Below are 5,925 nucleotides of genomic sequence, written 5' to 3'. Positions count from 1 at the left end.
TGCCGTAACAACTACTATGGTAATTACCACCTTATTGGCAGCCATTGTAATGAAGGCTTTATGGAAATGGAATTCTATATTGGTGGCAGTTGTTATCGGCACCTTTCTTTTGGTAGATATTGCCTTCTTTGCGGCTAATGCGCTCAAAATAGCTGAGGGTGGTTGGTTCCCTCTTTTACTTGGCGCCTTGTGCTTTCTTTTATTGATTACTTGGTACAAGGGCAGAATGCTTTTGCGTCAAAAAGCAATCGAGGGCGGTATTCCACTTGAAGCATTTATCAAATCTTTATTGGTAAGTGAGCCAATTCGAGTTAACGGTACAGCAGTCTTTCTGACGGCGCATGTCGACTATGTGCCTGTCGCAATGCTTCACAACCTCAAGCACAATCAAGTGCTACACAAGAGAGTCATTTTTCTCAAAATGAGTATTTGGGATGTTCCTTATGTTGAGGACAAGGATCGTATCAATTTAAAAGAGATGGGTGGTGGGGTTTATCTAGCAAGAGCAATGTATGGGTTTAAAGAAACTCCAGACATAAACCATATTATGGAGTTGTTGGCGACTCAATATGGCATTAAATGTGAGCCAATGGAAACATCCTTCTTCTTGGCTCGCGATACCGTGGTTCCTTCAGCAATTCCTGGAATGGCATTGTGGAGAGAAAAGCTTTTCGCATGGATGTATCAGAATGCCGCAAAGCCATCGGACTTCTTTTCCATTCCAGCGAATAGAGTGGTTGAGTTGGGTGCCAAGGTAGAGATATAAGGCTGTAATAGCGAATATATCTAGAAAGCGCCTTCGGGCGACTTTTTTCTTTGCTTCCCTTTGGCCTTTTTCCATTAGGCCTCGATAGATAGAGGATTAGTTACAGCGTGCCCAACCCTAGCAAGCCTCGCACCCCACAGCAAGCACGCTTAGACGCATTAAAAACTCAGAAAGACAATGTCAGCAAAGCGTTAGACGCAGAGCGTAAGCGGTAGAAGGTGGCAAAAGCACAGCAGAATTTAACGAAGGCAATGTCTGCGTAAGCAGGAAAAGCAAAGCACCGTCAAACAGGATTAAGCATCCTTAACCGCCATAGGATTCAGTAAGTACAAGGCGATTGAGTACAGTTTAGACATTTCCCAAGGTACCAAGCAGTTTCATTTATAATTCCATCTCTTGGCCTGGTAGCTCAGTCGGTAGAGCAGAGGATTGAAAAGCTAGGATAGAGGACTAAAACAGTTCTGCACATTGGGTCTAAGCTGGTTGCGACCCACCGCCCTACAAGCGCCGAATCTATTGGCTCTCAGCGGTTTCGAATGTTTCCCGAATGGCATCGACAGCGTTGAGTTGGCGAAATATTTTATGTTTCATTTAGAGTAAAAAAGTTAAGCGTCTAGTTATTGGACGCATTGATGCTGACTTACTGCCAATAAAGACTTCTTGGATTATCAGAAAGAATCTGTTGTCTAAGTTCTGGGAAATTTGTTAAAGACAAAAAGCTCTTCATTTGAGATTCATAAGTTTCAGTCGCTTCAAATCTTGTATGTGGCCAATCACTGCCCCACAGTAGGCGGGACCCACCAATTTGCTTGAGCCAATATTCAAAAATAGCTTGATGATTTATGTTTGGCGTTCTGTATTGAGCACTTAATTTCACCCAGAGGTTTCCCCTGTGTTTCTTAATCCCATCATTTTGTTGTTCAAACTCATTATTAGTTTTAGGTCTGCCAAAGTGATCAATCACTACATCTATTCCATTGGGTATTGCTAGCAGAACCTCATTTAACAAGCCATCATCATGATGTACTTGTATGTGCATATTCAACCCTTTTAATAGGTTCATAAGGCCTTGGTATTTTTCAAGAGTTCTAAACGGATCTTGATCGCCTGCTAAATTCAGCCTGATTCCACAAATCCCTTGTTTGTTAAGCTCAAGCAATTCTTTTCGTGAGGCTTTGGGGTCAGTCACCCCAACCCCTCTTAAATATCTAGGGTTTTGATTAATAGCTTCAAGTAGAAGCGTGTTGTCAAAACCTAGAAAGCTCGGCTGAACAATGACCCCGCCAGATATTTGGTGTGCATTAGCCAATTTGGCCCAATCATCTATTGAGGCAGCGTAATCAACAGAATAGCGAGCCTGAGCCTCATTTAAAGAGCTTTTATCAAAAATATGGAAGTGAGTATCGACATTCATGGGAATTATGGTAGCATAACTCATCTAGATGAGTAAATGAGTTGAAAATACAGGTATGGCTAAAGAGTTAATGGGTTATCAAGGTTTGGCATCAGCCTTTAGAAATAAGGTTGAGAGCGGTGCATGGCAGATTGCTGAGGCAATTCCATCCGAAGCCAGTCTTGCTAAAGAGTATGGCGTAGCCGTCGGAACTATTCGGCAGGCAATTGCTCAGCTTGCCGATGATGGGGTACTGGTTAAACGACATGGCAAAAGTACAGTTGTCAGCAGTGGGCTTGATGGGCAATCTATGCTCAGGTTTTTTCGTTATCAATTAGATGGACAAGAACAGCTATCTCCCCAGGCAAAAGTTTTAGATTTGAAGGAGGGTGCCTTAGATAAAGAAATGGCCAGACTAACGGGTTGGTCCTGCAAGTCACTATTAAAGATTCATCGTCTTCGCATGATTGATGGCAAGCCATTGCTCTACGAGACGATTTATTTGCCCTTGCCTAAGTTTAAGAAATTGGCTAGCTATAAACCAAAAGACTTTGAAGATTTGTTTTACCCCATGTATGCCAAGACATGTGGAGTTGCGGTAATCAAAGCCAAGGATCAAGTCAGGTTTGAGTTGATGAAAAAACCAGATGCAAAAGCATTAGCAATGAAAGAGGGCCATCCAGCCGTAAGAGTAAATCGCATCGCATTTGATTTAACTGGCAAGCCAGTTGAATTTCGCAGTTCAGTAGGGGATGCTATGGCATTCCAATATTCAGCAGAAGTTAATTAAGGAGAAAAGATGAAGTCCTTTGTAAAAACTCTATTGGTTGCATTGCTTGCAACTACAGGCCTGGCTCATGCTCAAGAGTGGCCTAGTCGCCCTATTAGCTTGATAGTGAGCTATCCCCCTGGCGGTACTGCAGACCTAATGGCTAGAACGGTTGCAACCCCACTGGGCAAGCTTTTGGGCACATCGGTAGTGGTTGAAAACAAGCCAGGGGCAAGCGGTCAAATTGCCGCTTCCTATGTAGCCAAGGCCAATGCTGATGGCTATACATTAATGCTCGATGCGTCATCTTATTCGGTCAATCCCTCTTTGTTTCCTAAGTTGCCCTATGACCCCAATAAGGATTTCAAGACTTTAGCTGTTCTAGCTCAGTACCCAAATGTACTGTTAGTTAATCCTAGCTTTCCTGCTAAGTCAGTAAAAGAGTTGGTTGCAATGGCCAAAGCAAAGCCAAATAATATTTCTTATGCTTCGTCAGGAAATGGTTCTGCACAGCATTTAGCAGGCGCATTATTTGAAATAAAGGCTGGAGTGGAGATGCAACATGTTCCATACAAAGGTGGTGGCCCTGCATTAAATGATGTGATTGGTGGGCAAGTGCCAGTTTTCTTTGGAAGTGTTGCGTCAACAAAACAGTATGTTGATTCGGGCAAGTTGAATGCTCTAGCAGTTACTGGCAAGAAAAGAGCATCCTCTATGCCGAGCGTTCCAACAATGGCTGAAGCGGGTGTACCGGGTTATGAAGTTTATGAATGGAACGGTATTTTTGCTCCAGCGGCAACGCCAGCACCAATCTTGATAAAACTATCTGACGCCATTTCGAAGGTGATGCAATCACCAGAAGTAAGGGAGAGGGTATTGAGTCTAGGCGGTGAGCCATTCCAAGGCAATTCTGAGGCGGCCGATAAATTCATTAAGGCCCAAATGGCCGAGTGGGCTAAGTTGGTTAAGACTGGAAAGATCGCGGTAGATTAATTAAAGTTATCGCGTTCTCATATTTTATTTGCTGCCCTAAAGCCGCCTTCGGGCGGTTTTTATTTTCTCCTCCCCGGCCTCACCACATCAAGCCTCGATAGATAGAGGATATGTAATTGTCTGTTCTAAATGGAACAGATTTATTCAGCGTCTAGTTGTTGGACGCTCAATGGCTGCTATCGGCCAACAGCTGCCATTTCCTGTCTGATTATTGGAAAGTTGATTTCAGGGCGTGTAAATTACTATTTTTGATCCAGCTTGTTTGATTTCCATTGATCCAGTTGTCTCTGATTATGGGCGGCAACACCTTCAATAGAATCCTGAGGTAATTGTTTGAGGCACTCTGCTAATGCTTTAGGACTAAGTTTTTCAGCAGGCTTATTTTGTTTTATCCCTTGCGGTGATTTTCCATCCCATGCGAATGGATTGGTGAATGCAGGTGGATCAGGTAGACAGTCACCACTGTAAATGGGTGTGTCATCAGTGGCAAATGGTGTAAAAGAAATTGTCTTTTCAAAGATGAGTGGTTTACCAGTTGGCGTGGGTGGTGGCGGTGGCATTGAATAAATTGCTTTACGAGCAAGGGCTTCAGCCTTATCAGATGTCTTCCAGAGGGTTTCTACTTTGATGACGCTGCTATTTGGGGCAATCTCGATTCTGAATCTCACTTGTCCTTGATCTACACCTTCAACAGCTGCTCCCATCATGCTACGCACTTGCTTGCCCCAAGTGTGTCTGTAGCCTTTACTATTTTTTAGGGTGTACGTTGAGGCAAAAGCCCATTCTTCTGCTGTTGGGGCTGATGGCGCCGCTTGAGTAGCGGGGGCTTTGGTTATTAGTGTTTGTTGCGATTGAAGGGGGATGGTTTCTTCTTGATTTGGTTTGGGCTCTTCTAGCTTAATAACAATAACTTCATCTTTTTTCTTAAGAAGCCGTGTATCTGCTGGCACATACACAGCCAATAAGACGATATGTAATGCTAAGGATAGAACGATCGCCGCCTTAAAAGCAGATTGTGGCGTTTGAATCAGTCTATTAAGCAATGACAAACTTTAATCGGCTTGCTTTGCCAGCTTGACATTCATACTGAGCCAGTTAGGGATACCATCTTCAGCCCGAACTGCTTTAAAGCCTTTTTCTCGTAGGCGCTTAACCGCTTCATAAGACAGTACGCAGTATGTCCCACGGCAGTAAGCAACAATCGTTTTGGATTTTGGAAAGTCCCCTAAGCGTTCTTCTAACTCTTCGAGGGTAATATTAATTGCCCCTTCCAAATGTGAGTGAGCAAACTCTTCAGTAGGGCGTACATCTAATAAGGTAATTTCACCACGCTTAGCTAATTTCAAAACTTGGCTAACAGGCATACCTTCAAGGCTGTCTCTTGAGCTAAGGTACTTGTCGACTAAGTTGTCAACCTCCTCAATGTGGCGTTGGCCAACACCTTGTAGCTTTAAGAACAAATCAATGACATCAGAGTCCGCTATCTCATAAACAATAGATTTACCCTGTCTGATTGTATTTACAATGCCGACTTGTTTGAGTACTTGTAGGTGTTGTGACACATTAGCAATGGGCAGCTTAACCTTTTTAGCTAGGTCTTCAACAGCCGTAGGGCACTGAATAATGAGTTCAATGAGCTCTAAGCGCACTTCAGAACCAAGGGCTTTCCCGAGTTTGGCGAATTGCTCGAAAAGTTTTTGCTTGAAAGTAGATTTTTGTTTAGGCATAATCATTCAATGATTTTATTGAATATAAGTGAGGATGTAAATGCTTAAAAAGCTCGTGGGGGTCATTATCTCTTTGTTCTCATTAAGCGTTCTTGCTAACAGCCCTGTCCCGCTAGAGATTAACGGGCAAAAAGCCTTGGTATTCATTAATCAAGATCCTCCTGGGACCAGATGTAACACCAATGTTCAAATTGCCGCAGAAATTGCTAATGCGTATCGACTACCCATTTTGATTCTGCCCCAAACAGCCGTTCCGCCATTAACACCAGCTCCTTCA

The 5,925-nt window shown here is 43.3% G+C and carries 7 protein-coding genes; 4 read left to right on the top strand and 3 right to left on the bottom strand.

Annotation, left to right across the window (positions count from 1 at the left end; genetic code table 11):
• A partial coding sequence (locus B7Y67_RS09720) for a KUP/HAK/KT family potassium transporter (RefSeq protein ID WP_293598473.1) occupies positions 1-766 on the top strand: 766 nt, incomplete at its 5' end.
• 640 nt (positions 767-1,406) lie between these two features.
• Here B7Y67_RS09720 and B7Y67_RS09715 read toward each other — a convergent pair.
• Positions 1,407-2,180, bottom strand: coding sequence for an amidohydrolase (locus B7Y67_RS09715; protein ID WP_293598472.1), 774 nt, complete (start codon positions 2,178-2,180; stop codon positions 1,407-1,409).
• Between the two features lie 55 nt (positions 2,181-2,235).
• Between B7Y67_RS09715 and B7Y67_RS09710 the strand changes: the two genes are divergently transcribed.
• Positions 2,236-2,949 carry a GntR family transcriptional regulator gene (locus tag B7Y67_RS09710; RefSeq protein ID WP_293598471.1) on the top strand — a complete coding sequence of 238 codons (714 nt, stop codon included), beginning with the start codon at positions 2,236-2,238 and terminating at the stop codon, positions 2,947-2,949.
• A gap of 9 nt (positions 2,950-2,958) precedes the next feature.
• Positions 2,959-3,921: a tripartite tricarboxylate transporter substrate binding protein gene (locus B7Y67_RS09705; protein WP_293598470.1), complete on the top strand. Its 963-nt coding sequence runs from the start codon at positions 2,959-2,961 to the stop codon at positions 3,919-3,921.
• Between the two features lie 242 nt (positions 3,922-4,163).
• Here B7Y67_RS09705 and B7Y67_RS09700 read toward each other — a convergent pair whose 3' ends face one another.
• Positions 4,164-4,970, bottom strand: a complete 807-nt coding sequence (locus tag B7Y67_RS09700; RefSeq protein ID WP_293598469.1) for an energy transducer TonB — start codon at positions 4,968-4,970, stop codon at positions 4,164-4,166.
• A 3-nt stretch (positions 4,971-4,973) separates the two neighbouring features.
• A complete protein-coding gene (locus tag B7Y67_RS09695; RefSeq protein WP_293598468.1) occupies positions 4,974-5,654 on the bottom strand; it encodes a metalloregulator ArsR/SmtB family transcription factor in 681 nt (226 codons plus the stop codon).
• A 34-nt stretch (positions 5,655-5,688) separates the two neighbouring features.
• Between B7Y67_RS09695 and B7Y67_RS09690 the strand changes: the two genes are divergently transcribed.
• A partial coding sequence (locus B7Y67_RS09690) for a hypothetical protein (RefSeq protein ID WP_293598467.1) occupies positions 5,689-5,925 on the top strand: 237 nt, incomplete at its 3' end.

Source organism: Polynucleobacter sp. 35-46-11, from assembly GCF_002281105.1.
Note: the sequence above shows the minus strand (reverse complement) of the source record. Positions and strands in the feature narration are given on the sequence as shown.